The organism is Bacillus sp. FSL R10-2201, from assembly GCF_038008665.1.
In the GTDB taxonomy this organism is placed as follows: Bacteria; Bacillota; Bacilli; order Bacillales; family Bacillaceae_G; genus Bacillus_A; species Bacillus_A mycoides.
The window spans coordinates 1,044,090-1,070,283 of the sequence record NZ_JBBOZP010000001.1 but is presented as its reverse complement, the minus strand read 5'-3'; the positions used below and the strand labels follow the sequence as shown (position 1 = coordinate 1,070,283).

Sequence of the window (26,194 nt, the reverse complement as noted above, 5' to 3'; positions counted from 1 at the left end):
CCTATGCTACTTTTCTACTATTTGTAGTAGCTCCACTTTTTTTACTTGTCATATAAGAGATTGCTAGTACAATCACAGTTGTAATAATCACATAAATAAGTGCTGAATTTTGTTTTCCTTCAAATACAACTTGATGGAATAATCCTGCAAGTGATCCACCTAAAATTGGACCAACTACTGGGATCCATGCATACTTCCAGTTTGAACCGCCCTTTCCTGCAATCGGAAGGAAGAAGTGTGCAATACGCGGACCTAAATCACGAGCCGGGTTGATTGCGTATCCTGTTGTTCCACCTAATGATAAACCAATACTTACAATTAAGAAACCTACGATAAATGGATTTAAACCATCTGCAAATTTATTTGCTCCAATTGCTAATATACCAAATACTAAAACGAATGTTCCAATCATTTCACTTAAAAGGTTTGTAAATGTGTTCGGAATTGCTGGACCTGTTGCAAATACACCTAACTTTGTTCCTGGATCTTCTGTTTCTTTCCAGTGTGGTAAGTAATGTAAATATACAAGAACTGCCCCGATAATTGCCCCAATCATTTGTGCTGCGATATACATAGGTACATCACTCCATGGGAACGCTCCCTTAAAAGCAAGTCCTATCGTTAAAGCCGGATTCAAATGTGCCCCACTAATTGATCCAACTGCATACGCTGCCATAGCAACCGCTAGACCCCAACCCATTGTAATTACAATCCAACCAGAATCTTTCGCAAACGATTTCTTTAAACTTACACCAGCGCAAACACCGCCACCAAGTAAGATTAACAACGCAGTCCCTATTAATTCCCCTAAAAATGCTGACATAAAATCCCTCCACAATCAATTTAAATGCTTTCGAAAAGTGATAGAGGTAAAATGAATGGCCATTCGTTTTTTTCAAAAGAAAAAGATCCACAGCTTACATGCTTCTATATAATATATATAGAAACAATAAAATGTGGATCTCTTCTTTTCTCCGTCACGTTTATTAACTTGTCTATAATGTTAACCCTTAATGAAAGCGGTGTCAACAGAATTTTTTCACATTTTCGTCACTTTTTTTGGTAATGTTTCCATAGTTCTTTTTTCGATGTCGTAATTGCTGTCGCACCAGCATTTAACGCTCTTTCAACGTCTTCTACCGTTCGAATAAAACCACCTGCTAAAATTGGTACACCTGTACGCTCTTTCACCTCAGCAATGACACCCGTTAACGCACCAGGAAGCACCTCTATATAATCCGGCTTCGTCTTTTCTAGCAAATTACAGCTCTTTTCCATTGCGCTAGAATCAATTAAAAAGATGCGTTGAATGGAGACGACACCTTTTTGCTTCGCCTTCATAATTACGCTCGCCTTTGTCGATAATAACCCGTACGGTTTATATTCTTGGCATAAAAACTCCGTCGCATGCCCATCACTTTGTAATCCATGGATCAAATCCACATGTAAAAATACTTTTTTATTATGCTGCTTCGCGAGCGACACAACACTCTTCAATTGACCGACATGAATATCTAAAATAACAATATACTCATACGAACTATGTAATAGCTTCTCCAAATCTTTAATTTGCCTCACTGCCGGCAAAATCTTTTGCTCATGAAATTCCATTCTAAACGTCCCCTTCCTATCTATCCTTTATAGTACACAATTTAAGTGGAAAGAACAGCTAGTGTGGGGGATTTCTTACAAATCTTTCTCTTATCTATATATTTTCTTCAACTTATCAGAAGCCATGCCACCTACAACCATTAATAGGAGCGGTAAAAAATTCATTACATATGGTGCATCTGCGACAATTGTAATGCTTGCTCCTGCAAACTTATTTAACGCCCATACAACGATTTTTGTAATAAATAAAAATACGCCCATCATAAATAGACTATCGAAAAACACCTTCCATTTCGGATACGCTAATTGCTTACTATCCTCAATTACTTTCTGCGTCAACTCTTCATCACTCCTCAATAACTCATCAATTGTAATACCGAACAGATCACTTAAATGAATAATAATTTCAATGCTCGGATAGTTCTTTCCCGTCTCCCATTTCGAAACAGACTGCCTACTTACATGAATTTTTTCAGCCAAATCATTTTGCGACCAATTTCTTTTTTCCCTTTCTTCTTTTAAACGTTCACTAAAAATCATACTGTGTTTATCACCTCTCTATGTCTAGTATGGTCAAATAAATGATGAAGAGTAAAGCTAGTTATCGTTGCATAGGTTGTGCAACTTGTGCGTTACATCTAAAAATGACGCTATGTATCATGTCGATTTCATATGCTTTTCTTCTATAATAATTTCCCGAACAATAATCGTGCTTCTTAACATTGTCGCTTTGTGTCGGTAAGTCGATATCCTATGTCGAATTGTTAATATATTTTAGGAAATAAAAAAGTGGATAACAATACGTTATCCACTATCCTCTAATTATAATAACACCGAATCCTTATCATTCTCCAAAAAGAAAATCGTTTTGTTAATTTCTCAACTTATACTAATATGGATAGCACCAGGGAAATTAATGAAGAAATACAATTAGAACGAACAAAAAACCCTGTAAAATTTATTACAGAGTTTTTTGCCAACTATTTATTGTTTTGCATATCGAATACGAACGTTATCATCCATATGATAAATTTGTAATGTGTTTCCATCATAGTTTTGTAATTTATACATCATACTATCATTTGTTAGCTTTACTTCTTGACCGTCTTTAACTGCTTTTGTTACTTTTAAGGATAACTGGAATGATGGAACATCTACCGCATATGTTCCTGTTAAATAGTTATCTTTATTCGGATAAGAACCGTTCGCATAGGACTCAAATGTTTTATCACCTTTTAGTACTAACGTAGTTTTTATGCCACTACCGTAATCAATACCCCAGTTACCAATAATCTCAGTCCCATCTTTGATGTTCTTCTCCATGTTTCCATAACTAATTCCTAACTCTTCACTTGTACCAACTGTACCTACAAATACCCCCGTTTTAGCTTGGCTTTTATCTGTTTGAGCCTGACTATCAGTAGTTGGGCTTGTCGATGTAGAACTACTTGTTGTACTAGTAGATTTTTCTGTGGCTGTATCACCTTTTGTTTCGGATCTTAACTTATCGAATGTAGGTTTCCAAATACGTTTTGCTTCCTCTAGTTTTGTATTTGCTTTATTTAAGATTTCCTTATCGGTCTCTAAGTTGAAGCCTTTATCGTTGAATAACTTCTCTATTTCACCGAATGTTTCTCTTAGTTTACCTGTCGCTTTTTCAATCTCTTTTTGTTCTTCTTTATGTTTTTGCGGTGCGTAAATCTTCTCTATCTTATCAAATACTTTATAGATGTCTTTAATACTATCTAATACCTCAGCTTTTGATTTACTTCCATTTCTCAAATCTCTTACAGAAGCATCATAGTAATCAAATCGTCTTAACATATCCTGTTCAATATCTAATAAATATTGTGCATAATCTTCATCTAAAACTCGAACCTTTTGAACATCTTTACTTTCTTCTTTCGAATTAGTTGATTTTTCTTTCGTTTCAGCAGCCTTAGATTTACTTGTTTCTTCTGTCTTTTCTTCTTTATTTGCCGAATCTTTTACTGTAACACAACCACTTAATAATATGGCAACTGGAACTGCAGCAGCTATTAGTTTTTTCACTTTCATACCTCATACCCCTTTAAGTAATTTATTCTTAGTTAGTTTTGCTACCGATACTCTTCGCTGCTTCTTCAAACAGTTTTGAGCCTTCTTGTGCTTTACTTAATGATTGATGCATTTTACTCTCGTCTTCTTGGTCTAATGCATCAAAAAGAAGTTGAAAACAATCCGCATACAGTTCCATCGATTGCTTTATCTTCGCTTGTTCTCCCTGTAATTCAGGAGGCGCTTGTAGATTCTTCACTTTCGTTGCAGTTGCCTTTGCTCCACCTAAACTCAGTTGTACTTCACTTTTCTTTTGTTTGTATGATTTTACGTCTGAATCTGCTATTCCTTCAATTAATTTCATTGTATCTTCAATTTGAGTGGCACTGTTTATAATATCTGCCTTGTATCTTTCAACATCTGAACCAGTTACCTTACCAGTTGAAGAATTAGAAGAAGTAGAATTATTTGAAGAAGAACTTTGTTGACTACTTGATGAACTACTGTTTGTATCTTCACCTTTCGCTACAGATAAGCTATCCTCTTTCTTGCTATCAGTTGACTTACTCTCTTTCTCTACCTTTTGCGTTTCTTCTTTCTTTGGTTCGGCTTTCTTACCATCAGTTTCAATTGTAATACAACCACTCAATAACATAACTGGTAACGCTAAACTTACTAATTTCTTTGCTTTCATGATTACTAATACCCCTTTATATGTAAAATTCAGTGCAAACAAGTTAATATACTTAACTAATAAATCCCCCCGAATAATTTATTAGAATCTACTATCCATAGATTTCCTGTATATTCATAATCTTTCCATATATATTATTTTACAGAGAATTACATATTTGGTCAAAGGGATTTATGTAGTCTTCACAGGGAAATTTACTAAACGAAAAGAAATTTTAATCACAAAGAAAAGAAGCTAACAATAAATTGTTAACTTCTCAGCCGAAAGTAAAATATTATCTTTCCTTATCTTCTAATATCTAGGTTGGGATTGAATATTTGTAAGATGAACATCAAACATATCAATGATTTCAAGAAATCTATCAGCTTCACGGAAAACATGGTCTGCTAATAATGGATGAATGATACTCTTTATTTTACATTGCTCAATTAAATCACGTGCTGTTTTCTTAAAATCCCGAAGAGATGTAACCGACACACGATTTTGATCTAAAAATTGATCTAAAAGAGGGACTGTTTGGGATTGTGGTTTCATAGATTCTAAGTCAATTGCTTGATACATCAATTCATCAAAATCATTGCTAAAATTCCGTGCTGTGTCTACAAGTTTTCTTTCCGATGGATCAAGAAGATGACCAATAAATTTAGCATGGTCTGCCATAATCCTTAAAAAGAAAACATTTTCTTTAATAATAGCATCAGGAAGGGCATCTAATTTCCCTTCATTTAATTGTATTAAACGTTTTCTAAAATAGTCAGCTTCCCTACTTGTATGGTCAACTAACAGTGGAAAGTTATTTTGTCCTGGCAATTTACATGTGAGAATTAATCCTAAAATTTTTCTTTTAAATCCCCAAATATTAGTTGCGGCTTGTTGTACTTCTGAATTAAATCTTTTTATTTGCTCAGGATCTGTTTCATTTGTATAGGAATGCGCTATTTGTTCGATATGTTCAAACAATCGATAAAATTGATTAGCCTCTTCAATTAGTTGAGTATCCTCGCATCTAAACCCTAAGCGAAGAAAAAAAGAATGCTCCTTCATGATTCTAGACCAAAAACGAATTTCATTTAATGAACGCTCAACAAACATTACAGATGTAACACCTGTATCAGGATGTAATGATGTTTCATCCCTATGCATTGTTAATCCCCCCTGTAGATACTGCGCTATTTCCATTCTTATGATTGAACATATATATAAATACCATCAATAAAGTTTCATGATGAATATCATATACATGTAAAATTAAGCTTATATAAGCTTAGCTTGATGAACATATACTGCTCCAAAAAAGAAAAAAGGCTACCACCTAGATATAAAGTTCTCCTAGTTGGTAGCCTTTCAAAATTTCTATTAAAGCAACACCGAATCCTTATCACTATCCTGATTCCGTTTCTCTCGTTCTTCTTCTAAGCGCTTCATATATACTTCGCCTTCTTTTTCGATAAAATCATTATCCATCTCTTGCTCTTTTTTCGAAGTATATAAAACCATGTAGCCACTCAATACGATCCCAATGATTACAAGATAAATCCACCATGGTAAAGTTTCCACTTTCGTTCATCCCTTTCCTTAGACAAGCCTTATTAGTTTCACTTTATGAGGAAAGAAGTGGATTTATGCTTAAAATTTTATTGTGGATTCTTCGCGAAGAACGCTTGTACATATTCCATAAACTCGATTGGCTCCTGGCGAAACGGTGCGTGGTATCCTTTTTCAATGATATGGAACGTACTATTTGCAAATAGCTCATGATACAGTTCACCATTTTTCCAAGAAACACTCTTATCGTGTCGTCCCCATATAATTAAAGTCGGTACCTTAATTTTATCTGCTTCCATCGCAATGCGGCGCTCTCTCATTTTCGTAAGCTGATCATAATGCTCTTTATCATCGCGACTATTTTTCACTTCATTTTTATTATAATCCGTAATCTCTGTTACAGTTTGTAAGTCTGTCGATAGTGGCGGCACTTCATAACTTTCTTTTTGCTGGAAAGACTCTATTCCTGTAGAATCCGCTAAAACGAGATGCGTTACTGCATCCGGATATAAATACGCTAAATTTAGAGACATCTCTCCGCCCATCGAATGACCAAGTACTGCGAATTGATCGTATCCGAGTTTCTTCATTAACTTATAATATAAATTCACTTGCGTGGGAAACGAATACTGAAAATCAATTGGTTTAGAAGAACGCCCAAACCCTAAAATATCAACCGCAATAATCGTATGGTCCTTTACAAGTTCCGGATAAATATCACTAAACCCATCTGAAGAACCACCGAACCCGTGAAGCATAAGTAAAGGCGGCTTCCCCTCACCAATTTGCTTAAAGTATATCGTCTGTCCATCAATCTGCGCCATACTCTCTTTCGTATTCAGCCTCATCATCACAGTATCTTTCACTTCTTCAACCTTCGCAATCGGCTTATCAACGAAGTTACATACTATTAATAAAACAAGAACAATACCGCTAATCATATAAAACTTAAACCGTTTCAAAATTCCCGTCTCCTTTCTCTTGTTGCTATTTAAAGTTTTTACATTATTTGGTTGTTTTATGATTGTTTTTAATTGTAACCACTTTAGTTACAATTATATTAAAAAATATAACTCATTTCTATTAATGATGGTTATTTTGTAACTATTATAGTTACATATTTAAAGTAAGTCAATTCTTTTCTCTACATGCTCTAATAACAAAGAAAGAGACTTCATGTTGAAGTCCCTTTCTTTGTTATTAGAGTTGGCTTACTCCGCCGTCGCCTCTATTATCTGCGGGTGCTCCACCTGTATCTCCTATATTAATGTAGTCTGGTCTTGCTGGTGCTCCTCCCGTGTCCCCTATATTAACGTAGTCTGGTCTTGCTGGTGCTCCTCCGTCACCAATATTAACTGCTTGCTGTGTAGTAGTAGAAAAATTAAATCCAAATGAAAGAACCCCTGCAAAAATTAACCCTTTTGCTATTACGCCTACTTTTTTCATTATTTCAACGCCCCTTTTTTTAAATGTTTTTTCTGTGCTTGGTTATTTATATAAAAATATTTACTTGCCTTTACATGGTTTTCTTCTTTATAAAATTGCATAGCTAAAATCTCAGTATACTCTTGAATACACTCCAACAAGCCTTCTTTCTCAAAATATGAAATCCCATTTAAAATAGTGGATTCTAATGATACACTAGACGTCTTTTGATTCATTTCCTTTAAAATTACAAAACGATGCTGAAATTCTTTATTTTGTATCTTATTACATATATCTAATCCTTCTTCAATTAATTCAGCGGCAGTATCGATTTGTCCAATTTTGTAATATTCACGTGCTAATACAAACATTGCTTTGAAATGTTTTGGATTACTTTTTATTACTTCTACTAAATGGCGAATTGCTAAACTCGAAAGGTTTTGATTTGCATATAACCATGCTAAATTATGACGAACCATTGTAATAAATCTTTTATTATCTATCTTTTGAAATACATCTAATGCCAAATCAAACTTCTCTTCGGCTTGCTCATATTGCTTTAAATCAATACAAGCCATTGCAAAAATATTCTCACATAAAGCAATACAAGCTTCATAACCAGGATGTTTTTCATATTCATTTTTTGCTAAACGTATTTGATCAATCGCCATCAATGGTTTATACGTTTGATAAGATAGATATGCAAATCTATAATTAAATTCAGCATGTTCCAACGAAGATGTTATATGTTTAAGTGATTTCCCAGCCTCTTCAAAGTGATTTTGTGACTCAATATAATTTGATATATACATTGCATGAATACCTTTGAATAAGTAATAATAATGTGTTAAAAGTGCGTCATCAGGAAGTATAAGAGTATCAATTTCATCAAAACTATTCTTTGTAATACTCAAACTATCAATTAGCACATGATAACGGAATTTTAATAATGCATGATAAAATGCTGCATACTGATCTTCTTTAATATAGATAACCTTGGACTCTATTTCTTCATTTAGCACTTTTGCTTTAACAACATCTTGTTTTAACATTGAATGATACCAATCATCCAATAAGTGTTTCATTTGCTCCTTCGTTACTACATCTGTTCCCATACCTTCGCATCCCCTTTTCTCCAAACTTACAAAATTAGGATATTTATACAATTATCCAAATTGTATATCACCACCCCTTTTCTATGTATTGAAAAATAATTGTCAGAAAATTTATAATTTAAATGAATTATACCAAATATTTCTATTTAAAAAACTTGAGAAACATTTTTCAGAAAATTTTATAGCCCAAATAAAAAAGCAAGCAATTCCAGCGATTCGCTAAAACTACTTGCTCTTCTACTTATTATTTCTATCTTTACTCTTTAATAAATTCCTTCGTACTTCTCACTGTATCAATCGGACGAACTAATTTTTCGATTTCTTCACGCTTTGGCTCTAAGAACGGAGGTAAAGATAATTTCTCTCCAAGCGTTTCATAAGGCTCATCTCCCATAAAACCAGGGCCATCTGTTGCAAACTCGAATAAAATTTGCGGCGCAACTCTTGCATATAATGACTCAAAGAAGTGACGATTTACATAACCAGATGAAGGGAGTCCAACTCGACTTAGTCGCTCAATCCACTCTTCTAATACAGCGCGATCCTCTACACGGAATGCTGCATGATGCACTGTACCAAAACCTTGTTGCGCTTCTGGAAGAACTGTATTATGTTCTACAATGACTGAGGCACCATTTCCACCTTCGTTTACTTCAAACAAGTAGAATTCTCCTTCTTGAGCAATCTCTTTAAATAATAGAACTTTTTCTAGTACTTCTTTGAAATAACTGAAATTCGCGATACGGATAAATACAGGTCCTAAGCCAGTAATTGCATATTCTAATGGAACTGGCCCGTCTTGCCAAGGTGTACCTGATTCCACCCCTTTATCAAATTCATCTGAGATTAATTGATAGTGTTGATCATCAAAATCAGCGAAAGAAAGAGTTTTCTTACCAAATTGCTCTTTAATTCCTGTATGTTCTACTTCAAGACGGTCAAAACGTTTCACCCAATACTCTAGTGCTGCGTCAGTCGGAACGCGGAATGAAGTTTTTGAAATTTCATTTGTACCGTGTACTCCTTTTGGAACACCTGGGAAGTCAAAGAATGTCATATCTGTTCCTGCACTACCTTTATCATCTGCAAAGAATAAATGATACGTTTGAATATCATCTTGGTTTACTGTTTTTTTAACTAAACGCATTCCTAAAACGTGAGTGAAAAATTCATAGTTCTTTTCTGCACTACTTGTAATTGCTGTAACGTGGTGTATTCCTTTTAATTGGTTCATTTTATATTCCTCCAATAGTTTTAATTTATATTTAACTGTTTTATTTTTGCTCGCTGGTCAACGTAGCATTTGTTTATAAAAGTAATCATTCATTTTACTAGTCAAGTGATAGTTAAAAAAATAATTCACTGTGTAAAACGATTCGTTCGAAAGTAATAATTCCTTTCGTTACTATCACTTTACAACTCAAGTGATTAAAAAGCAAGTAAATTATCTTGAATTCGAGATATTTTTTAATATCTCAGTATTAGTTTAAAATGCTATATGTTTTGTGGCGTAATTATTTTCATATCTACTGGTAATAAAACCTTTTCACTCGCCAAAATAAATAGCCTACAATCAATGAACTAATCATAGGCTATTAAAATTCTTTAATAGTCAAATATCCTTACAATAAATTGTAATTTTAGCGAATAATTAATATTAGTAATTCTCTGTTTCATTAAATGATTTATTTTATATATTCCAAAAATCACTATTTATATCACTGTTATATTTATAATCAACCTTTTCTTTACCACATTTTTCGCACTTATAAATATTAGCTGTCCCAATCTGCCCTGTTTTAAAATTTTCACTATCCTGAGTTTTAATAAATTTATAATTGTGTATACATCTAGGTTCTCTTACTTTATCCATCCATTTTCCTAGCATAAAGTAATCACTCTCCTTAAAAGAATATTCCTAATACAACTCTATATTTAGAATACTCTACAAAAGATTTTCAATCAACGAACACGTTCTCTTGCCTCCCTTGCATCACATGATATGCAAAAGGGTTGTTTTGTTTAAGATCCGTTTTTTTATTGACAACAGATCCTCATCCATTAGCTTTACACGAGCTAATGGAATATAAATTTGCCGTATGATTTACATCTTTTTCTCTCATTATTTCTTTCCTCATCAAGGAATAAATAATGGTTTTTAAAGCTATTTGCAGTGTCTTCCCTTATCAGGGCAATAAAAGATGGTGTGAAAACTTAATTTCACACCATCTTTTTAAACAATTTTATTGTCATGCCACACTTAATGAGGCCATTCTATTCACAATCTTAATTATGGAAAGTTGGCTTATAGAACGAACGATTATCAAGCGCAAAGACACGTTCTGTGTATTCGCCTGGTTTTGTGCGTCCTAATGCGCGGTCCATCATGTTCATTTTTGCATCTAAGTTATCGATGTAGTGCAGAATTTCTGCTTCTTTCACTAATGGTGGTTTTGGGCTACCCCATTCTGCTTTTCCGTGATGGGAAAGGACGATGTGCTGAAGGATTAATACTTCCTCTGCATCGATTTGTAGTTCCTCTGCTGCTTTACCAATTTCGTTCACCATGATAGAAATGTGGCCTAGTAAATTTCCTTCTAACGTATACGTCGTAGAAATTGGTCCAGATAGCTCAAATACTTTACCAAGATCGTGTAAAATAACGCCCGCATATAGTAAGTCTTTATCTAACGATGGGTACAGAGCCGAGATAGCTTTCGCTAAATCTAACATCGATACAACGTGATAAGCTAGTCCAGATACGAACTCGTGATGGTTCTTTGTCGCTGCTGGATATTCTAAAAATTCATTTTGATGCTTATTTAACAAATGTCTTGTTAGACGCTGTATGTTCGGGTTTCTCATTTCAAATATGTATTGCGTAATTTTCTCAACCATATCTTCTTTTTTTATTGGAGCTTTTTCTACAAAGTCTGAGATGTCTGTTACTTCATTCTCATTCGCAACACGAATTTGTTTCACACGTAATTGAATACGTCCTTTATAGTTTAGAATATCTCCAGCTACTTTAACGATTGTTTCCGCTACATATTGTTTCTCAACTTCTGGCGATACGTCCCATAGCTTTGCTTCAATATCTCCACTTGGATCTTGTAAGATTACTGTTAAAAACGGCTTGCCATTGCTTGCGAGACCTTTTGTCGCTGTTTTAATTAACAAGAAAACATCGACTTGTTCACCAACTTCATATTCTACAATTTTCTTTTTCATTCGAATTCCTCCACCAAATCAGTTACTTTTAGTATAGCATACTACAACTCATTTTCTTTACGCTTACGTGTTAATTTTATAATCTCATTTTCTGTAAAATACGTTAATAAATGCGCATGGCATGTAAAGAAGATAACTTGTCTATCTTTCGCAATTTCTTTTATAAGTTCAATCGTTCGATTCGTCCTTACCGCATCAAAATGTACGAAGCTATCATCAATAATAAATGGATAGTCATGCTCAAACGTTTTCGCTAGCGCGAATCGCAATGATAAATATAACTGCTCCGCTGTCGCTTGGCTTAGTTCATGACTGTAAAAACGCATACCATCGTTACGTTCGACAATGAACGGTTCCGCTTCTGACGGTGAGAATATTTTACTATATCTCCCGCCTGTTAAATACACGAAATACTCTTCGGATTTTTGTAAAATACGCGGCAAATGCACTTCATGATAATATTGCTTCGTTTTCGTTAATACTGTCTTTGCGGCCGCATATGCAGCCCACTTCTTCACTTGTTCACGCACTTGCGCTTTTTTCATTTCCCACTCATGTAGTAAATCACCATACGTACTGCCTTCTTCTAAATTCGCAATTTCTATTCGATGCTTCGCAATACGCTCTGTCAGTTCTTTCTCTTGCGCCAGACAGTTTTGCGCGGCTGTAATTTCTTGCTTTAATTTTTCATCATAACCGTCAGCCTCATAATGCTCAGCTAATGACAAACTCGTTAAGCGCTGTTCTAACAAATCAATTTGAGGTAATAAACGCCCCACTTGCTTATCCGCGTCTTCACGTTTCTCTGCCAATTTTCCTGCTTCTAAAAACATCTCTTCATCTGTAGATTCTGCGATATGCCATAACCCATCTCGCTCTACTAGTAGTTGTTTTAATTGCTGCTGCATGAACTCATATTCTTCTTGCCATTCCGCCAGCTTCTCTTTCAGCTGCTTACAAGTTTGACGCTTCTCTTTTTCATTTTGCATACGACTTTGCGCCTCATGCAAATTACTATACTCTTTACTACCGATAACAGTTTCTAGTTTATGCTCAAAGTGCGAAATCATTTCATATAATGAAGATTTCCGCTCGCCTTGTTTATCTAGCTCACGATATAATTGCTGCATTTTTTCAATACGCTCAAACGCTGGCAATATGTGTGCATACGTATAAAATTCAGGGAACATATAGCGCATTTTATACGCACCTACTTGTTCTCCTATTTGGAACGTTTCTCTCTCCCATTCTTCATAAGATGAAACGACTTTATCATAAGCACGTTCCATTTGCTGCAACTTATACGACTCACGCTCAAATAGCTTACAAATCTCTTCATCTTTTTCTAACTGATACCGAACAGACATCGCTTCTTCACTTTGTCGTCCGCCAGCACTTTGCTGAAGAGTAAGAAGCTCTTCTTGTAATCCACCCGAAGGATCTTTATATAAAACGAGTGCTAAAACAATCCCTACAAACACAATCACACTAATAAATAACAGCACGCGGTTATCTATAAATAGACTCGTGAATAAAACAAGCGTGTTAATAAGAAGTAACAGAAGACAAATTCTTTGCCACTGTTTTTTCTTTTGCATAGCCGCCCCTGCTTTTTCCTCATACTTGCGCTTCATTCTCTCTGCGCCCATTCCTAAAAATGCCGCATCCTGAAATGATTTTTCTTTCTCAACTAACGTATTTTTTTCTTCATCAGCTAACATTTGCTGGCCGATTTGTCTTATATTTTCTTCTTGCTCTTCTAATTGCTCCTGAGCCGTTTTAAAACGTTCATCTAGTTGTGCTTTTTGCGATTCTAATTCACGCGCCTTTTGCACAGTTTGCATAATTAATTCTTTCGTCGCTAAACTTATATCAAACGAAAGAACAGTCTCTTGTTCAAAAGTAGCGCCAATTTGTTGCTGTAGTTCTGCGATTTCTTCTTTTATATTCGCAATACTTCCCGTCATATCACGCATTTCTTGGCGTGCATTTTCATAAGACATATGCTGCATACGAAGTTCTTCTACGTAACTTTCTTTTTGTAAAAATGCTTCATCTATTTCTGTGGAATCAATTTCTGATTGCACTGTTTCTATCTTTTTTTGAAGTGAATCTACTTGTACTTGGAGCGGTTCTATCTTTGCCTTTACCGCCTCATAGCGCGCCATTCCGTTTACAGGAAACTGCCCGTTCTCGTTTTCTAACACTTTCTCGTGCGTACTCTTTTCAATAACAAGAGGCTCAAGCGCCACTAATATTTCATAGTCTTGCTTTCGTCTTTCGGCTGACTCTTTTTCCGCACGAACAGAAGCAAGTTTCTCTTCACTTTCTTTTAACTGCTCGACTTGTTTTTCATACGTGCCAATTTTCCCTTGCCATTCTTTCATCTTTTCCTCAATTTTCTTCATCTCTTGCAGTGACACGTTAATTTCAGGATTACGACCACTCGGCTTAAAGCGCTGATTCATTTCTTTTTCTAATTTTTTATCTAACTGCAATAACGCATCACTTCCGACTGCGCTGGCCGAAAATAAATAATTGCCGATATCCGCTTCGCCGAGCTGATGAATATTTTGAAGACCATGCATATCAAATGAAAAAACAGAATCAAATAAGCTTTCATTCACACCGCTTAATATATCGTTTAAAATATCTTCGCCGCCAGTTTTCCCGCCTTCAAAATAAACGGTCACCGCGCCTACTGCCGTCTTTGGCAATCGTTCAATTTTCAAACGGCCGTACTTCTCTGTTTGAACAGTCATCGCTCCGCCGTACTTCCCGCCTTCTTTCGGCTCATAACGGCGCTGTCCTCTCGTCGGAAAACCGAATAAAATACTTTTCATAAACGAGCGAATTGTCGATTTCCCCGCTTCATTTTCACCGTACAGTACCGTCAGCATTGACAGATCCATTTCCACATTTTCTAGTTTTCCATAGCCATAAATATGGAGTTTTTCAATTCTCATTTTTTATCCCTCTCTTGCTGGAATAATTGCTCTAAAATAATATTTTCCGCTTCCTTTTGAATCTCTTTCTTCTCTTCTTCCGTAAAAGCTTCAATGCTATTACGCGCTACAGGAGATGTCCAAATGGTGCGCAACACTCCGTCCATATTTGTGAAAGCTTCTAACTCTTTCAGCACACTACCGACGAAATGATTTTCTTCTTTCAAACGTTCAATTTCCGCAAAAGAAACCGTCTCGTTTTTCCACTTCATCGCATATACAAAGTCTTTTCGCTCTTCTCCCGCTGCTAAAATATGAAAAATCTCTTCCACGCGCTTGTCTTCACGCAAATAAGGAGCAAGTGGTCCCTGTCCTGTAAATATGACAGTTAAAAGCGTACCTTCCTCTTCTCTTCTGCATTCATTCATCGCACTTGACGCGCTCGTCATAAGATCATCAACAGTTTCAAGTCCATCAATATTCACTTCTATCTCATCCCACACAACATCCGCCGTATGGAAAAATGAACACTGCGATCCTTGTTTCGTGAGTTCAATAAGGTACGCACCCTTCTCGCCCGTCTCCTTACGATGACGCCCTTGTATATTACCTGGATAAATAATGTACGGCTCTTCTGATAAAATTTCACGTTTATGTATATGGCCAAGAGCCCAATAATCAAACTGCTTTTCCTTCAGCTCACGAATTTGAAACGGTGCATAGCGATTATGCTCTGCATCCCCTTCCACACTTCCGTGAAGCATTCCAATATGAAAAGGCGCATCACTCATTTTCGTATACTGCGCTGTCATATTATCCGTTACCGCTTGCTGCAAATAACTAAACCCGTAAATAGAAGCTACAAGCTCACCATTTTTATAAAATGACTTCTCTTCCACATAAGGCTCCGTAAACACGTGAACATTTTCCGGAAACTCAATCGCTGCCCAGCTTCCCCCTAAATGATCGTGGTTACCATGAATAATAAAAACGGGAATATCGTACTGCGAAAGTCTCTTCATTTGCTCACGCACAAACACTTGCGCCCTCAAACTTCTCGTCTCCGCATCATACAAATCCCCGGCTAGTAATACGAAATCAACGCGCTCTTGAATCGCTTTATCAACAATACGCTCGAACGATTCAAACGTACTCTGCTTCATTCTCTCCCAAACAGACTGTGGTACATTCATCTCCATCCCTTTAAACGGACTATCCAAATGCAAATCAGCCGCATGTATAAACTTCACTTGTTTCACAAATAACGATCCTTTCTATAGTTCAAAAGTTTCATCTTATCCGCATGAACACAAACAATAAATGCTCAATTGGCGAAAACTAGTAATAAGCAGGAAATAAAAAATCCCCCACTGATTAAAGTTTCACTTTACCCCGTATTAACGGGCAGTAGGCAAAGAAGCCAATCTGAAAGTAAACTGCCCATAAATACCCGATTGGTGAAGGCTAATAACTAGTGGGGATGAAAAGACTCCCCACTAGTTAAAGTTTCACTTTATTGTAACACGCAATGTCATATATTTCTTTGCATATTCTAGTGATTTATGCCAAAATAGTTATAAGATTCTGATTTTTATTATTGGAGGGAATTTTCATGGGAGTATACGTTCTAACAGTCTTTGAAAAAGATGGTTCAAAAGCATTAGACGAATCATTCGAGGCAGCAACTGAAAAAGAAGCGAAAGCAAAAGGTGAATCTATTTTACAAGAAAAAGGATTGCATGAAAAAACACATCGCTGCACATCTTCTGCAGGTAAGCTCGTTTTATTCCAGCGCTAAAAAAAAGAAGCGTCATCCGCTTCTTTTTCACTCTACTATATCTTCGTCACACCACGTAAACACCACATCTAGAATGCGATTACCGATACGTACGCGTTTATTCCATTTACCTGTTTGGATCTGATGTTGCAATTCCGCTTTCATCTTTTCCGTCCAGTCGTGAATCGTGTCACTACGGTCGTACGGATATACGCCCGGAAACTCTTCCTGCAGAAGATGCAAGCTCTCTGCATCAAAATGAAAATGGAAGAAGTAGTTTGCTGTAAGCGATGGTTCTTGCAATCGTAAAAAATGATCATCAACTTGCTTTCTATTTCTATAGAAAGTAAAGATATTCACTTTACCGCTCGTAATTTGGTCAATTTGAATTTCGTGCTTCTCTATAATCACGTCTTGCCCACCTCGTTATATACTACCCTTAGTATATATGTCTTTTGCAACAAAGTTAACCATTTTCGCGCGAAATTCATTTCCTTCATTATATTACCCGTACCTCCAAGTACAATCAGGACAAATAAACAAAGTTGAAGGGGAGCGATCACATGTATTTCGGAAGCAAAGGTTGGTATGTAAAAGAACTTAAAAAATTAGGGATTCGTACTTACGAAGGTAAAAAACTAGAATCTTATCGTACACATATTTTATCTAGTTTACTTGAGAGAATGAAGAAAGCTTCGGCTTAATAGATGTAGGAAGCGACTACGGTTGCTTCCTTTTTATTTACTAAATAAAAAGGAAATCATCATCCCTTAACTTTACCGTTATACTTCCTTGATAGAAACCGCCCATTATCAACTGAATTTCTAGTACCAAATACTCTTCCAGATAATCATTTGTATATATTTTAAATTCTCCATACTTATTAACTCGTCCGCTTCCAACATACATATCACTACTTGTTATGACAATTGTTGAATGGGGTTCTGCACGGCCCAATATACGATTATTACTATAGTCCAAAGCATCCACATTTATTTTTTGATGAATATTATTAACTGAATCTCTACATTTATTTTCACACAAATTAACATTGCTTTCTTCAGCCCTCGATAGCGCTCGATTCCTACTAGTCTTTTCTGAAGAGAAAGCAACATTCCCCAGCCAACTAAACCTATCAAATGTAGTAATAGGTAGAAACATCTACGTTAACTCCCCCATTCTTCCAATACTTCCATCTCATTTTTTATCAACTACGGTCTTTTAATGAACTTACAGCAATACGTTTTATGTTGGGGTAAAAGAAAATAGCTTTGGTTTTCCATTCAATTTCGCACTGTTAATTTGTACAGAACACATAGAATACTGTTTTTCACCCCAGATGTAATGACAACACCACACAAAAGAAACCACGATCCATTAAATGTAAATCCACCTTCAAATATATTAATAATAATTATGTTGCCAATTATTAAGAGAATCCATGAAATGGAATACTGTTTTCCATTTGTAATATATAAAATTTCATCCTCATAACAGACTGTAATTCCCCCACCTTGCCAAATACCAATAGCGAAAGAAATAAGCGTAACTGCCAGTAACTCTGCTTGTAAATCCCTAGTCATTTGTTGCGGCGCCGTATAAGTAATAATCCCTATCATCATGAGAAAAGTTATAATATCTATCCAGTTTAATTTTCTTTGTTTGCTTTGCAGCCAAATAAAGAAAATTAATACAGGAATTAAAAACAAAGTTTCCATTTAATTATTCTTCTTCCTTTCCTACATTAGAAACGTCTATAATTGTAATGCAATTAGATTGTTCTTAAATCTCTCATACTTTCTGAAGCATAACATGAGAAAGAAATAAAAAAATCGTACAAAAGGGCAAGCCTATAATGTACGATTGGGCATATATAATGTTTTAAAAATGAATTAACTTCCTTTCAATAGATACAGCTACTGCTTCTGACCGTGAATTAACACCTAATTTATTGTATATATTTGTTAAATATGCTTTTACCGTTCGCTCAGCTATTCCCATATCAAATGCAATTTCTTTATTCTTATATCCGCGCGCAATAGCTTTCAGCACAAACAATTCTTTAACCGTTAAGTTATTTTCTGCAACCTTATCAGCATGTACTTCTTTCCTTTTATACTTCACTATCTTTTCCATAATATTTGGTTGTAGTAAAATCTCACCTCGAATAGCCGCTTCCAATGTTCGAAACAAATTCTCTCGATCCGTATCTTTTAGCAAATATCCTTTTGCCCCTAACTCAATTCCCTTTAACATTAATTCATCTTCGTTATAAGTAGTTAATATAATAATCGGCGTATGGTTTTGTTTTTCATTCAAAGCCTCAATTGTTTCTAAACCACTCATTTTAGGCATATTCAAATCCATTAAAATGACATCAGGTTTCTTCTTTTCTATGAAAGAAAGGGCTTCTTCTCCGTTTGCAGCCTCACCTATAATTTGAAATGAATCACTCGTTTCTATTATTAATTTCAGACCTTCTCTTACAACGAAATGATCATCTACAATTAATACGTTATGTTTCATGGCTATCTCCTTCTTTATTTATAGGCACTTGAATATACACTTTCGTACCTTTCATCTTTTCACTCAATATATGTATTTCTCCCTTAATCAATCGAACACGCTCATTTAGACCAATTAAACCATAATGTCCAGGATTCTTACCGATATATCTAGTGTCAAAACCAATTCCATTATCTTCAACTTCAATAGTAAGTTTTTCAAGATCATCGATATATTCAACATTTAAATTTACATCTGCTGCCTGCGAATGTTTTGCGATATTCGTTAAACATTCACTAATTACATATAAGCAGTGCTCTTTTACTACGCTTGAAATATACGGTGGACTTTGGATAGTAAATCTCACATGTATAGACGTAGCTTCAGAAAAACGTTGAATCTCTTCTTTTACTGCTCCATTAAATGAATTAGTAGTATGACGCAAATCATCAATAACCAACCTTGCATCATGTAAAGTTTGTCTCGCTCTTATCATAGTTTGTTTCATAATCTCTTGAGATCGTCCTGTATTCCCTTTTTGCATATGGGCATCTATCGCTTCCAATTGCATAATTAAGCTTGCTAAACCTTGCGCTAACGTATCATGTAAATCTCTTGCCATACGCTGCCTTTCATTAGCTAATGTCAATTCTTCCACTCTCATATATGCAGACTCTAACTCTTGAATATAGCTCTGTATACGATTACGTGCATCAAATTGCTGCTTATTAATATAAGAAAAAGGAATAATAATTGCTAACACTAAAAGAAACATAGAGATAAGAATAGCTAATTTATTCACACCATAATTGATACTAATTGCAGCACAAAATATTGCATACATAAGAGTAAAAACTGCCATTACTTTAAATATATTGTTATAAACATATAAACTTTGGGCGATTAAAATAGGAGTTAATCCAACAAAAATCGCTATCGAAGCATTTGTTGCAATAAACGCAGCCAAAAACACAATGAAAAGTTGTACAAAAAAGAAGTACAACAATTGCCTATTTTTTAATGAACTCGCATACCAATGAAAAATAGTATGAATAACAATGACTATTGTAAAGAAAAAACTATCCATAGAGAAAATATTATTACGAAACTCTAAAAGTACTGAAGCTATATATACGAGTGTAATCCATAAAACAATAAACCTTCTTGGAATAAATACCGCTTCCAATACATTTTTATCCAAATCTATATTTGAATTTATTTTTTTCATATTCGACCTCCACCATTATATTATACAAGATACAGCTTACATTTTGATAAAGTGAAGGCTTTTACATACAGCCCGACTCCCACAAATAGCGGGATAAGTCACTTATTCCTCTTCATCCTCATTACCAAATACAAATATGAATTATTGCATATCGAAATGCATTGATGTTTTTGTAAGCGCTTACTATAATGAATTTATAAAGATTTATTACATCTTACTACTAAAGGAGGCAATCATATGGAAATCGCAATGGCAGTTTTAAACTTTGTAGGTGGAGTAATTCCATTAGTTCAAGAGCTTTTAAAAGCATTCATGTAAGGTTATCATTCAGCAATTATTTATAAGAATTATCATACAAATGATCTGTATATCAAAAACACATTGATACACAGATCATTTGTGTGAGAAAACTTTATACGAGAACTATGTCACCTAGCAGAACAATAATGATACATCTATCTCAAGTTGGAAAAAGACGCTCACAAGGGCGTCTTTTTCTTATATTACTATGTATTCAGGAGAAATCGATTTTTTCAAAATAGATTTTTTATGTCTTATAAACCCTATTGTAGTATCCCAGCTTCAACTACCTAAAAAATAACATTGTCAACCGAACTTAAATTGGTTATTATAAAAGCGAATATAACAGGAGATGAGCAGATGAATATGAACGAAAAGAAATCTTTTTCAAAAGTTTCTCGGCGGAAATTAGTCGATGAAGTGCTAGAACGTCTACAAGAAAAAATCTTTTCTGGCGAGTATGAAGTTGGTGATCGCCTCCCTACAGAGCCGCAATTAATGGAAGAGTTAGGAGTAGGACGTTCAACATTGCGAGAAAGCATAAAGATATTAGTACATGCTGGCATATTAGAAGTTCGACAAGGACAAGGTACTCGTATTGTCTCACTCAATACAACGCAAGATTCATTTGAAAAACGATTGCAAGCAGCTAATATAAATCATGTGTATGAAGCACGAAATATGCTAGATAAAGAAGTAGCGATGTTAGCGGCACAGCGCCGAAGCGACGAGGATCTTTTATACTTAAAAGGACATTTGAATAAAAGAAAACATGCCCTTCAAGAAGGTAATTATGTAGCATACATAGATGCAGACATTCAGTTTCATTTAGCAATTGCAAAGGCGAGCAAAAACGAAGTTCTACTCGATTTGTATCAATCTTTCGTACCTGCCCTTCGCCACATTTTAAGCCAATTCATATTAAATACAGTGGACTATGAAGATAACTCTGACATTCATGAAAAGTTATTCCAAGCTATTTTTAAACAAAATACCGAAGAGGCACGAACATACGCCGTTCAAAATTTGGAGCTGAAATAAGCTCCTTATCTATTACACACAAACATCAGATGATATACTGAATAACATCTGATGTTTAAGAGAGGAGAAAATGAAATTGAAACATCAAGAACGAACTTATTTGTATATACTAGCACTATTTTTTGTTTCTATTAATTTACGTATCGGAATTACATCTGTTTCACCTGTATTAGAAACAATCCGACAAGACTTAAATATAAGCAATTTTTCCGTTAGCTTTTTAACAGCTATTCCTGTTTTTTGTATGGGGACATTCGCCTTACTGACTGGGAAGGTAATTAGGAAATACGGGGCAGAAAAATCAATTATGGCTTGTCTTATTTTAATCGGCTTTGCAACATGTATGAGAGCTTTTACCTTTTCCATTTCCACATTATTCGCGAGCTCTTTATTTATCGGTATTGGAATTGCACTTGCAGGTCCGTTACTATCAGGTTTTATTAAAGAAAAATCCCCTACGAAAATCGGCTTAATGATTGGCATATATTCAGTAGGTATGGGAACTGGTGCTTCTTTAAGTGCAGGATTAACGATTCCTTTACAACATGTATTAAAAGACGATTGGAATATGGCACTCGCTTTTTGGGGTGTGCTTACTATTATCGCTATTATATTTTGGTATCCCGTTATGAAACGAAAAAAGAATACGAGTACACAAAATAAAAAGAATAATAGCTTGCCTTTAAGAAATAAAAAAGCATGGTTGTTTACAATCTTTTTCGGACTACAATCAGGAATATTTTACTCTATTACAACTTGGCTTGCGCCGGCAAATCAAAGTATGGGTGTGAGTAGCGAACAAGCGGGGACTCTTATAACTGTTTTTACAGTGATTCAAATGATATGCAGTTTTTTAATTCCAACATTAGCGGATATTTATAAAAACAGAGCACTTTGGTTATTAGGAAGTATATGCTTTGTACTCGTAGGTTTATCGCTTATGATTTACCCATTAACCACACCATGGGTCCCTTCTATTTTACTAGGTATCGGGCTCGGCGGCATATTTCCACTCGCTCTCATGCTACCGCTATATGAAACAAAAACTTCAGAAGATGCGAGTGCATGGACTGCTATGATGCAGTCAGGAGGATATATTATGGGCGGATTCATTCCTGTCCTAGCAGGAATCGCTCGTGATTATTTTAATAGTTATACGCAAGTTTTTATTATAATGGCACTTTTAAGCTTCATTTTATTCCTATTAACTTTAGTCATGAATAAAAGGAAAAGAAATGCAGAAGATCTTGTCTCCGCTTAAATTCAAAATGTTAATATATGGTATAATTTAATTAAAAACGAAAGGAGCTTCTAACATGTGGTTCATTTCGGCAATCGCGCCTGTTGTAATAGTTGGTGGAATTGTAGTATTTGTAATTAAAAGATTGGAACATAAATATAAGAACGGAAAATTAGGTAAGAAAAAATCTCAAAAAGCTCAACTGTTATTAGATAGTTTCATACCTATGGGAATGCTTGTTGGCTGTATGATCGGTTTGATTTTCGGTATGTTTTTCCCGGACTTCTCCCTGCTTTCAGTTAGTTTAGGGGCCGGAATAGGCTATTTATTTGGTTATTTCGCCTATGAAATTTATAGTAAGACAGGAGATAATTTTTCATAATCCAAAAAGAATAATCAGGACAGTACATAGTAGTCATATACAATATGTACTGTCCTTTATTTTTGCATCAATGCTATCACCTTGCCTTTCACATCCTATACACCTTTTTTATTGATTTTCCTCTCCTCCCTCTTTTGTATATCCACTTTTTTATTTTCATTGGATCTATACCCATAGTAAAGTAGAGCACATGTAATAACTGAACCTACAATATATCCTAAAAAACATCCTAACCAAAACATAATGTGACTGCCTCCAATGCTTTATAAATTTTATGTAATACAACGCCTTACATGCTCAATCGTTTATTTCTATAAACTATACATCCTCTAAAGTTATTCATACCATTATTTCTCCCCTTACCTCAAATAACAATTTTATTATTTATCATAAAGTTAACACTCTCGTTAAACATATATAAAGATTGTTGTATTTCTTACTTTTCTCCTTGAAAACAATATATACTACATTTGAAATAAGCGGGTACGTCTGCTTATTATCTAAATTCCCGTGCAATATCCCCTCACGAAATGCTAGGAGCAATCCTAGCATTTTTTACAATAACGTTTGACGAAAAAGTTTTGGCCACTTTAAACATATGTAAATTATAGTTTCTTTTCAACTTTATCACTTAAACGGTTATATCATTTGAGTAAGCTAGTACATTCGCCCTCATCTTATTTTTTCCACTATAAAAATCCATCCTCTCTTCTTCATTTTAACTTTAATCATGAAACAAAAAAATCCCCTCAAAGCATCAACTTCAAGGGGGAGCCTGTTTTTCATTTACTTATATACGTACAGCTGTACCACTGACAGCAACCATTAACATTCCATCACGAACAACCTCGTAATCTACGTCAATACCAACGATAGCGTTCGCACCTTTTTGTTTTGCAAGTTCTTTCATTTCATCCATTGCGATATCACGAGCTTCTTTTAGCTTGCTTTCGTAAGAACCAGCACGACCACCGACAACATCACGAACGGAAGCGAATAAGTCGCGGACAATATTTGCACCCATAATAGCTTCACCATTTACAATATCAATATACTCAATAATTTCTTTACCTTGAATTCCAGACGTTGTTGTTACAATCATGACTGACACTCTCCTATAACTTATAATTTTTGATTAGCTTTCTTATGTCTTTATTATGACATGGAACAAGCAACTAATCTATTGAATTACCTTACAGGAGTGTGACAATTTTGTAATAATAAAGCGCCTATTCTATTTAACGAATTCTCCTTCCTCAAGTGTGTGAAGGGCGTAGCCCAACGATAGGTGGGAGATGAATTTCGGTTTGGCGTAGCCAAAAGGCTTTGCCTTTTATTGTCACCTTGTATTGGTCGTGAAATACAGAAGAAATGTATTTGATGATGATATGTCGGACTATGCAAAAGACATTTTTGTCCGACTATCTGAAAACTATAACATCACATTAGTTGAATGGAATCATGATGTAGACCATGTACATATCTTATTCAAGGCACATCCGAATACAGAAATGACAAAGTTCATTAATGCTTATAAAAGTGCAAGTTCTCGACTAATCAAGAGAGACTTTCCACATGTGAGAAAGAAACTTTGGAAAGAAATGTTTTGGTCAAAAAGCTTTTGCTTGATTACTACGGGTGGTTCACCGATAGATGTAGTAAAGAAATATATTGAAAATCAAGGAAAAAGTGAGGTGTAGGAAATGTTAAAATCATACAAATATCGTATCTATCCAAATAAAGAACAACAAATGTTTTTCTCAAAAACATTTGGATGTGTTCGATTTGTATACAACAAGATGCTTGCAGATAGAATCAAATCTTATCAAGAATCACAGGATAAACTTGATAAATCTGTTAAATATCCTACGCCTGCACAATATAAGGCTGAATTTCCATTCCTAAAGGAAGTCGATAGTCTTGCGTTGGCGAATGCTCAAATGAAGGACGTTAAGTTGTGAGTAGTTCACTAAAGCGCTTTAACATTAGGATACATAAATGATTCTCTATTTTCTTTCCAATCCTTTTCTACTTCTTTAAAAGTTGGTCGCCCTAACTCTTCCTTGTTTTTCTGTTTATGAAACCATTTCTTTACATACTTCTCCCCATTTTGATTTTGAACTGTACAAAGGAAACTATTACTACTATCCTTTAATATTTTTACAATCACGAAAAGACACCTCTTCCCTTTTTAATATCATAATAGAACTTGATCTTTTACTATAAGCCCTTCCTCTCTTATAGTCATACGACTCCTCGGCCGCGCCAAAGTTGTAAGATCAAAAACGATATTCACTATGTTTACATTTTTCATCATTGATATGTGAAGTAAATATTATTTAAAGAAATCGGAGTTATAAGCATTATGCTTATCAAATATTTTATAGATTTCTAACTTATCATCTAATTTTGCATCTACTAAAATTAATATATTTCCATCGTAAATGTATTCTTCATATTTCTTAGCATGTTCTTCGGGAATTCCTAATCCGATAAATGCTCCTATTAAACTTCCAGCTCCTCCGCCAATACCGGCTCCTCCAATAGCTGCTGCGATAGGTCCCGCTGCTACGATTGGACCCATTCCAGAAACAGCAAGTATACCAAGACCTGTTAATAAACCACCGAGTCCGCCTGCTACTCCTCCTGCCACAAACCCTGTCGCTGAAAAGATATCCGCTTTATGTGCCGTTTCACTATTCACTTTTTCACCCGATTTTTCTTCCAGATGTTCAATTTCCTTTTGATCCTTCGCAATAGCTGAAATGTTACCCGCCGAGTATCCTTTATCTTTTAATTCATTAATAACGAATGCCGCATCATCAATTGTTCTAAAAATACCTACTATTTTTCTATCTACATCCATAACTATTAACCTCCTAAAGTTTTATATAATGTATCTTTATCTTTCTTCATTTCTGTATACACTAACCTTCTTATTAACATAACCATTTACGAAAAAAGCGAATAGTAAAAGCATTACAAGCGAACTACTTAACAAGTAAATTAAATCAAATGTAATATCAACCATCATTTCATTCATGTATACCAGACTCCTTTTTATTTAAAGTAAAAGTATATTTTTATAGACTAGAAATCTTATAATTCATCTTCAGTC

General features: G+C 34.9%; 29 protein-coding genes and 3 pseudogenes. 8 read left to right on the top strand and 24 right to left on the bottom strand.

Annotated elements, in window-relative coordinates; translation table 11 throughout:
- Window position 1: 1 nt before the first annotated feature.
- The 15 genes from glpF to NSQ69_RS05455 all read right to left on the bottom strand — a co-directional run bounded on the left by glpF (window position 2) and on the right by NSQ69_RS05455 (window position 15,862).
- Entirely contained in the window at window positions 2-823 is an 822-nt protein-coding gene (gene glpF / locus NSQ69_RS05525) for a glycerol uptake facilitator protein GlpF (RefSeq protein WP_002030197.1), read from the bottom strand.
- Between the two features lie 227 nt (window positions 824-1,050).
- Window positions 1,051-1,611: a glycerol uptake operon antiterminator GlpP gene (gene glpP, locus NSQ69_RS05520; RefSeq protein ID WP_000394293.1), complete on the bottom strand. Its 561-nt coding sequence runs from the start codon at window positions 1,609-1,611 to the stop codon at window positions 1,051-1,053.
- A gap of 90 nt (window positions 1,612-1,701) precedes the next feature.
- On the bottom strand, window positions 1,702-2,151 hold the full coding sequence (locus NSQ69_RS05515; RefSeq protein WP_002125754.1) for a helix-turn-helix domain-containing protein: 450 nt from the start codon (window positions 2,149-2,151) through the stop codon (window positions 1,702-1,704).
- 444 nt (window positions 2,152-2,595) lie between these two features.
- Window positions 2,596-3,669, bottom strand: a complete 1,074-nt coding sequence (locus NSQ69_RS05510; protein WP_033730928.1) for a DUF3994 domain-containing protein — start codon at window positions 3,667-3,669, stop codon at window positions 2,596-2,598.
- 28 nt (window positions 3,670-3,697) lie between these two features.
- Complete coding sequence (locus NSQ69_RS05505; RefSeq protein ID WP_263894654.1) at window positions 3,698-4,342, bottom strand: DUF7018 domain-containing (lipo)protein; 645 nt, start codon at window positions 4,340-4,342, stop codon at window positions 3,698-3,700.
- A 291-nt stretch (window positions 4,343-4,633) separates the two neighbouring features.
- Window positions 4,634-5,485: a DUF2935 domain-containing protein gene (locus NSQ69_RS05500; RefSeq protein WP_000554485.1), complete on the bottom strand. Its 852-nt coding sequence runs from the start codon at window positions 5,483-5,485 to the stop codon at window positions 4,634-4,636.
- A gap of 213 nt (window positions 5,486-5,698) precedes the next feature.
- Window positions 5,699-5,899: a sporulation YhaL family protein gene (locus NSQ69_RS05495; RefSeq protein WP_002087191.1), complete on the bottom strand. Its 201-nt coding sequence runs from the start codon at window positions 5,897-5,899 to the stop codon at window positions 5,699-5,701.
- 77 nt (window positions 5,900-5,976) lie between these two features.
- The gene (locus NSQ69_RS05490; protein WP_012260501.1) at window positions 5,977-6,849 is read right to left on the bottom strand and encodes an alpha/beta fold hydrolase; all 873 of its coding nucleotides are present in this window, start codon (window positions 6,847-6,849) and stop codon (window positions 5,977-5,979) included.
- Window positions 6,850-7,087: 238 nt separating this feature from the next.
- On the bottom strand, window positions 7,088-7,333 hold the full coding sequence (locus NSQ69_RS05485) for a Phr family secreted Rap phosphatase inhibitor (protein ID WP_016119758.1): 246 nt from the start codon (window positions 7,331-7,333) through the stop codon (window positions 7,088-7,090).
- Window positions 7,333-8,427 (bottom strand): response regulator aspartate phosphatase, encoded by a 1,095-nt coding sequence (locus tag NSQ69_RS05480; RefSeq protein WP_016119757.1) that lies wholly within the window; start codon window positions 8,425-8,427, stop codon window positions 7,333-7,335. The genes NSQ69_RS05485 and NSQ69_RS05480 overlap by 1 nt, the downstream gene beginning before the upstream one ends.
- Before the next feature lie 256 nt (window positions 8,428-8,683).
- The gene (locus NSQ69_RS05475) at window positions 8,684-9,661 is read right to left on the bottom strand and encodes a ring-cleaving dioxygenase (protein ID WP_002125749.1); all 978 of its coding nucleotides are present in this window, start codon (window positions 9,659-9,661) and stop codon (window positions 8,684-8,686) included.
- A 456-nt stretch (window positions 9,662-10,117) separates the two neighbouring features.
- Window positions 10,118-10,315 (bottom strand): hypothetical protein, encoded by a 198-nt coding sequence (locus NSQ69_RS05470; protein ID WP_002150116.1) that lies wholly within the window; start codon window positions 10,313-10,315, stop codon window positions 10,118-10,120.
- A gap of 398 nt (window positions 10,316-10,713) precedes the next feature.
- Window positions 10,714-11,658, bottom strand: a complete 945-nt coding sequence (yhaM, locus tag NSQ69_RS05465) for a 3'-5' exoribonuclease YhaM (protein WP_002030183.1) — start codon at window positions 11,656-11,658, stop codon at window positions 10,714-10,716.
- A gap of 41 nt (window positions 11,659-11,699) precedes the next feature.
- On the bottom strand, window positions 11,700-14,624 hold the full coding sequence (locus NSQ69_RS05460) for an ATP-binding protein (protein WP_341099014.1): 2,925 nt from the start codon (window positions 14,622-14,624) through the stop codon (window positions 11,700-11,702).
- On the bottom strand, window positions 14,621-15,862 hold the full coding sequence (locus NSQ69_RS05455) for a metallophosphoesterase family protein (protein ID WP_002168976.1): 1,242 nt from the start codon (window positions 15,860-15,862) through the stop codon (window positions 14,621-14,623). Before NSQ69_RS05455 ends, NSQ69_RS05460 begins: the two co-directional genes overlap by 4 nt.
- Before the next feature lie 353 nt (window positions 15,863-16,215).
- Here NSQ69_RS05455 and NSQ69_RS05450 point away from each other — a divergent pair, with 353 nt between their 5' ends.
- Window positions 16,216-16,401: a YhzD family protein gene (locus tag NSQ69_RS05450; protein ID WP_000539550.1), complete on the top strand. Its 186-nt coding sequence runs from the start codon at window positions 16,216-16,218 to the stop codon at window positions 16,399-16,401.
- Window positions 16,402-16,428: 27 nt separating this feature from the next.
- Here NSQ69_RS05450 and NSQ69_RS05445 read toward each other — a convergent pair whose 3' ends face one another.
- Complete coding sequence (locus NSQ69_RS05445) at window positions 16,429-16,791, bottom strand: hypothetical protein (protein ID WP_002064091.1); 363 nt, start codon at window positions 16,789-16,791, stop codon at window positions 16,429-16,431.
- A gap of 152 nt (window positions 16,792-16,943) precedes the next feature.
- On the opposite strand from NSQ69_RS05445, the gene NSQ69_RS05440 reads away from it, so the two are divergent.
- Complete coding sequence (locus NSQ69_RS05440; protein ID WP_000273535.1) at window positions 16,944-17,084, top strand: YflJ family protein; 141 nt, start codon at window positions 16,944-16,946, stop codon at window positions 17,082-17,084.
- Between the two features lie 40 nt (window positions 17,085-17,124).
- On the opposite strand, the gene NSQ69_RS05435 is transcribed toward NSQ69_RS05440, so the two are convergent.
- From NSQ69_RS05435 to NSQ69_RS05420, 4 genes are all read right to left on the bottom strand, one after another.
- The gene (locus NSQ69_RS05435; RefSeq protein ID WP_002168977.1) at window positions 17,125-17,541 is read right to left on the bottom strand and encodes a hypothetical protein; all 417 of its coding nucleotides are present in this window, start codon (window positions 17,539-17,541) and stop codon (window positions 17,125-17,127) included.
- A gap of 122 nt (window positions 17,542-17,663) precedes the next feature.
- On the bottom strand, window positions 17,664-18,098 hold the full coding sequence (locus tag NSQ69_RS05430) for a hypothetical protein (RefSeq protein ID WP_078202934.1): 435 nt from the start codon (window positions 18,096-18,098) through the stop codon (window positions 17,664-17,666).
- A gap of 163 nt (window positions 18,099-18,261) precedes the next feature.
- On the bottom strand, window positions 18,262-18,906 hold the full coding sequence (locus NSQ69_RS05425; protein WP_002087211.1) for a response regulator: 645 nt from the start codon (window positions 18,904-18,906) through the stop codon (window positions 18,262-18,264).
- The gene (locus NSQ69_RS05420; RefSeq protein WP_002168979.1) at window positions 18,896-20,113 is read right to left on the bottom strand and encodes a sensor histidine kinase; all 1,218 of its coding nucleotides are present in this window, start codon (window positions 20,111-20,113) and stop codon (window positions 18,896-18,898) included. Before NSQ69_RS05420 ends, NSQ69_RS05425 begins: the two co-directional genes overlap by 11 nt.
- Before the next feature lie 136 nt (window positions 20,114-20,249).
- Between NSQ69_RS05420 and NSQ69_RS05415 the strand changes: the two are divergent.
- From NSQ69_RS05415 to NSQ69_RS05400, 4 genes and pseudogenes are all read left to right on the top strand, one after another.
- Window positions 20,250-20,431 (top strand): annotated as a pseudogene (locus NSQ69_RS05415) (hypothetical protein).
- Window positions 20,432-20,773: 342 nt separating this feature from the next.
- A complete protein-coding gene (locus NSQ69_RS05410) occupies window positions 20,774-21,454 on the top strand; it encodes a FadR/GntR family transcriptional regulator (protein ID WP_002168980.1) in 681 nt (226 codons plus the stop codon).
- 70 nt (window positions 21,455-21,524) lie between these two features.
- Entirely contained in the window at window positions 21,525-22,715 is a 1,191-nt protein-coding gene (locus tag NSQ69_RS05405) for an MFS transporter (protein ID WP_078202933.1), read from the top strand.
- A gap of 55 nt (window positions 22,716-22,770) precedes the next feature.
- Window positions 22,771-23,076: a hypothetical protein gene (locus tag NSQ69_RS05400; RefSeq protein ID WP_002186510.1), complete on the top strand. Its 306-nt coding sequence runs from the start codon at window positions 22,771-22,773 to the stop codon at window positions 23,074-23,076.
- 790 nt (window positions 23,077-23,866) lie between these two features.
- Here NSQ69_RS05400 and NSQ69_RS05395 read toward each other — a convergent pair.
- Window positions 23,867-24,178 carry a YbjQ family protein gene (locus tag NSQ69_RS05395; protein WP_000637510.1) on the bottom strand — a complete coding sequence of 104 codons (312 nt, stop codon included), beginning with the start codon at window positions 24,176-24,178 and terminating at the stop codon, window positions 23,867-23,869.
- A gap of 223 nt (window positions 24,179-24,401) precedes the next feature.
- Here NSQ69_RS05395 and tnpA point away from each other — a divergent pair.
- Window positions 24,402-24,776 (top strand): annotated as a pseudogene (gene tnpA, locus NSQ69_RS05390) (IS200/IS605 family transposase); the annotation flags it as partial.
- A gap of 3 nt (window positions 24,777-24,779) precedes the next feature.
- Window positions 24,780-25,019, top strand: a pseudogene (locus NSQ69_RS05385) (helix-turn-helix domain-containing protein); the annotation flags it as partial.
- A 26-nt stretch (window positions 25,020-25,045) separates the two neighbouring features.
- Here the strand turns inward: NSQ69_RS05385 and NSQ69_RS05380 are convergent.
- From NSQ69_RS05380 to NSQ69_RS05370, 3 genes are all read right to left on the bottom strand, one after another.
- A complete protein-coding gene (locus NSQ69_RS05380; RefSeq protein WP_002186515.1) occupies window positions 25,046-25,246 on the bottom strand; it encodes a DUF4028 family protein in 201 nt (66 codons plus the stop codon).
- 165 nt (window positions 25,247-25,411) lie between these two features.
- On the bottom strand, window positions 25,412-25,942 hold the full coding sequence (locus NSQ69_RS05375; RefSeq protein ID WP_002186517.1) for a general stress protein: 531 nt from the start codon (window positions 25,940-25,942) through the stop codon (window positions 25,412-25,414).
- 36 nt (window positions 25,943-25,978) lie between these two features.
- Window positions 25,979-26,119 carry a hypothetical protein gene (locus NSQ69_RS05370; RefSeq protein WP_002186518.1) on the bottom strand — a complete coding sequence of 47 codons (141 nt, stop codon included), beginning with the start codon at window positions 26,117-26,119 and terminating at the stop codon, window positions 25,979-25,981.
- Between the last annotated feature and the right edge of the window lie 75 nt (window positions 26,120-26,194).

Excerpts from the sequence above, each read along its gene's own strand:
- NSQ69_RS05370 (WP_002186518.1), bottom strand. The coding sequence starts at position 26,119 with ATGAATGAAATGATGGTTGATATTACATTTGATTTAATTTACTTGTTA.
- NSQ69_RS05505 (WP_263894654.1), bottom strand. The coding sequence starts at position 4,342 with ATGAAAGCAAAGAAATTAGTAAGTTTAGCGTTACCAGTTATGTTATTG.
- NSQ69_RS05410 (WP_002168980.1), top strand. The coding sequence starts at position 20,774 with ATGAATATGAACGAAAAGAAATCTTTTTCAAAAGTTTCTCGGCGGAAA.
- NSQ69_RS05510 (WP_033730928.1), bottom strand. The coding sequence starts at position 3,669 with ATGAAAGTGAAAAAACTAATAGCTGCTGCAGTTCCAGTTGCCATATTA.
- glpF (WP_002030197.1), bottom strand. The coding sequence starts at position 823 with ATGTCAGCATTTTTAGGGGAATTAATAGGGACTGCGTTGTTAATCTTA.
- NSQ69_RS05400 (WP_002186510.1), top strand. The coding sequence starts at position 22,771 with ATGTGGTTCATTTCGGCAATCGCGCCTGTTGTAATAGTTGGTGGAATT.
- NSQ69_RS05475 (WP_002125749.1), bottom strand. The coding sequence starts at position 9,661 with ATGAACCAATTAAAAGGAATACACCACGTTACAGCAATTACAAGTAGT.
- NSQ69_RS05500 (WP_000554485.1), bottom strand. The coding sequence starts at position 5,485 with ATGCATAGGGATGAAACATCATTACATCCTGATACAGGTGTTACATCT.
- NSQ69_RS05440 (WP_000273535.1), top strand. The coding sequence starts at position 16,944 with ATGTATTTCGGAAGCAAAGGTTGGTATGTAAAAGAACTTAAAAAATTA.
- NSQ69_RS05395 (WP_000637510.1), bottom strand. The coding sequence starts at position 24,178 with ATGATTGTAACAACAACGTCTGGAATTCAAGGTAAAGAAATTATTGAG.
- glpP (WP_000394293.1), bottom strand. The coding sequence starts at position 1,611 with ATGGAATTTCATGAGCAAAAGATTTTGCCGGCAGTGAGGCAAATTAAA.
- NSQ69_RS05515 (WP_002125754.1), bottom strand. The coding sequence starts at position 2,151 with ATGATTTTTAGTGAACGTTTAAAAGAAGAAAGGGAAAAAAGAAATTGG.
- NSQ69_RS05460 (WP_341099014.1), bottom strand. The coding sequence starts at position 14,624 with ATGAGAATTGAAAAACTCCATATTTATGGCTATGGAAAACTAGAAAAT.
- yhaM (WP_002030183.1), bottom strand. The coding sequence starts at position 11,658 with ATGAAAAAGAAAATTGTAGAATATGAAGTTGGTGAACAAGTCGATGTT.
- NSQ69_RS05435 (WP_002168977.1), bottom strand. The coding sequence starts at position 17,541 with ATGTTTCTACCTATTACTACATTTGATAGGTTTAGTTGGCTGGGGAAT.
- NSQ69_RS05405 (WP_078202933.1), top strand. The coding sequence starts at position 21,525 with ATGAAATTGAAACATCAAGAACGAACTTATTTGTATATACTAGCACTA.
- NSQ69_RS05470 (WP_002150116.1), bottom strand. The coding sequence starts at position 10,315 with ATGCTAGGAAAATGGATGGATAAAGTAAGAGAACCTAGATGTATACAC.
- NSQ69_RS05375 (WP_002186517.1), bottom strand. The coding sequence starts at position 25,942 with ATGGATGTAGATAGAAAAATAGTAGGTATTTTTAGAACAATTGATGAT.
- NSQ69_RS05430 (WP_078202934.1), bottom strand. The coding sequence starts at position 18,098 with ATGGAAACTTTGTTTTTAATTCCTGTATTAATTTTCTTTATTTGGCTG.
- NSQ69_RS05420 (WP_002168979.1), bottom strand. The coding sequence starts at position 20,113 with ATGAAAAAAATAAATTCAAATATAGATTTGGATAAAAATGTATTGGAA.
- NSQ69_RS05425 (WP_002087211.1), bottom strand. The coding sequence starts at position 18,906 with ATGAAACATAACGTATTAATTGTAGATGATCATTTCGTTGTAAGAGAA.
- NSQ69_RS05485 (WP_016119758.1), bottom strand. The coding sequence starts at position 7,333 with ATGAAAAAAGTAGGCGTAATAGCAAAAGGGTTAATTTTTGCAGGGGTT.
- NSQ69_RS05450 (WP_000539550.1), top strand. The coding sequence starts at position 16,216 with ATGGGAGTATACGTTCTAACAGTCTTTGAAAAAGATGGTTCAAAAGCA.
- NSQ69_RS05480 (WP_016119757.1), bottom strand. The coding sequence starts at position 8,427 with ATGGGAACAGATGTAGTAACGAAGGAGCAAATGAAACACTTATTGGAT.